Annotated in this window: 2 protein-coding genes; both read right to left on the minus strand. The window is 61.7% G+C overall.

Annotated elements, in window-relative coordinates; all coding sequences use genetic code 11:
• Nucleotides 1–438: 438 nt before the first annotated feature.
• Complete coding sequence (locus tag QD357_RS31980) at nucleotides 439–930, minus strand: hypothetical protein (protein WP_414126031.1); 492 nt, start codon at nucleotides 928–930, stop codon at nucleotides 439–441.
• Nucleotides 931–1,254: 324 nt separating this feature from the next.
• Nucleotides 1,255–1,419, minus strand: a complete 165-nt coding sequence (locus tag QD357_RS31985; RefSeq protein ID WP_170965036.1) for a hypothetical protein — start codon at nucleotides 1,417–1,419, stop codon at nucleotides 1,255–1,257.
• Between the last annotated feature and the right edge of the window lie 386 nt (nucleotides 1,420–1,805).

Below are 1,805 nucleotides of genomic sequence, written 5' to 3' on the forward strand. Positions count from 1 at the left end.
ACGGGATCTTGATCGCAAGCTTCAGKSCGAGCTTGCCCTTGCGGAAGAAGTGGCKGATCACCTTGCCRAGGGYGCGKAGCYGGCGGCCGGTGGCGGCGAGKAATTGAGCGAGYTGTTGCATGATGGATCTCCTTGTCGATTGCGTCATTGCGGGGATCGACAGCAGACCGGGAAGGAGGGTTGCACCTGGCAAGGCCGAAACGGATGTGGAGGACCTGGCGGCGACTGAATTTTGATCTCGCGAGGAGCCGCAGAATGCGGCGGGGAAAATTCCGGCGGCGCCAGGTTGCGGCCGTAAGGACGGGCTGCAAYATCCCCGATGAKAGATGACAGCTTGTCGACAAKGAGACGGTKAACTGGTCACGCTCGCTGCGATCGAAAGCTCGCCAATGCCCTCATACAGCCGCTCTCGCCGTCCTCGKAAATCGCAAAAGCCCCTCAGGAGCTTTCGCACCTCGCATAGGCGACACGGGCCGCATGAATGACGATGCCTGTTTCCCTGCGGATATCCCTGACGATCGCTGCCAAGGAACCCATTTCGGTCTCGCTCAGCGCCACCAGCCTTGGATAGTCGATTTCKACGCCGTCGCAATCCGCCGACAAAGCATTGGCCCAATCGCCACCGTTGATGCGGTATTCGTGGGTGTMGAAATCAATCTCGAGCTCATCMAGCAAGTTGATGGTGAAACGCTCGAATATCTCGTTCTCGCCTGCGAGGCGATAGGCGGCATAGTCGTCGTCGCCGGCAAGAACGCTGCGCTCCAATGCCATGATGGTTCGGACGCGAGCGTGAGCCGCATCGAGCCCTTCCATCAGGCGGTCATGAAGCGCTCGTGAAAACTCGGTATCGCAGCCGAAGCGGTTTGCAAGCACGACGAGCCGGAAACCGGMAAGCTTTGTGTGGAGCATRAGGTTCTGATCYGTKGTCATGATGTGATCTCCTTCATCTTGATGACGGAGATCGGCCACTCYGTKGCAAAGAGGGGTCMAGGASCGCGGAACGCGRCTYGCAAGCGGGGGARCCGATTTTTCGGGAAGCGCAGCGRCGGAAAAATTGGGGGAGACCGCGCCGTYCTTGACGCCGGATTTGCTGGAGTAAAATRGGAMGTCAKAGAGAGAAGAGACCCRCGGMCCCGGAGGGGMCGYGACCGTRYCCGGCGYGAGCCGGCGGGAGTGTCGAGGGRTGAARCCCYTGACAGCCGGGAWGCCGGTCRATCCGSCGSACCGGCTCCACGTGCGGCAGAAAGAGCCGCCTCAAAAAGGCGGCTCGGCCCCAATCGCACCATCCTGTTCGGCAAGCGTCACGGCCAGATCAGCCTGGGCGAGTTCAAGCTCGGCCTCGATCTGGCGGCGCTCGGCGGCATCGCAGACGTTCTTCAGTTCGGCCCGCAGTTCTTCGATGTGCTGTTCGATTGTCATCGTCTCATCTCCTTGAGTTCGTGAAAGACGAGACCGCGCGGCGGGAGGAGATGACGGGGTCAAGGAGCGCGGCAGCGACCGGCGGGGCCGGCGCGTGGGGGAGCCGATTTTGTTAGAGCGGAGGGAACCGGAGCGGGGCAAAATTGGGGGAACCGCGTGTCCTTTGACGCCGGCATTTTCTCCCGCCACGATAGCCCGATCTGAGCAGACAATAGTCCCTCTCCGTATCGCACCAAAAAAGCCTGCGGCAGGCTCMATGCCTGCCGCAGGCTTGTCTCTGTMGCGGGGTTCGGCCCCGCCTTCCGGCGGGGCCTGTCCGGGCCTCAGTCCCGGTTGGGGCGGGACCAGATCAGCTGGTAGCCGTCCTCGCCTTCGACTTCGGTGAG

Origin of the sequence: Rhizobium sp. BR 317 (genome assembly GCF_047445835.1) — a bacterium.
Classification (GTDB): Bacteria; Pseudomonadota; Alphaproteobacteria; order Rhizobiales; family Rhizobiaceae; genus Rhizobium; species Rhizobium paranaense.

Coding starts and splice junctions, on each gene's coding strand:
- QD357_RS31985 (WP_170965036.1), bottom strand. CDS start 1,419: ATGACAATCGAACAGCACATCGAAGAACTGCGGGCCGAACTGAAGAAC.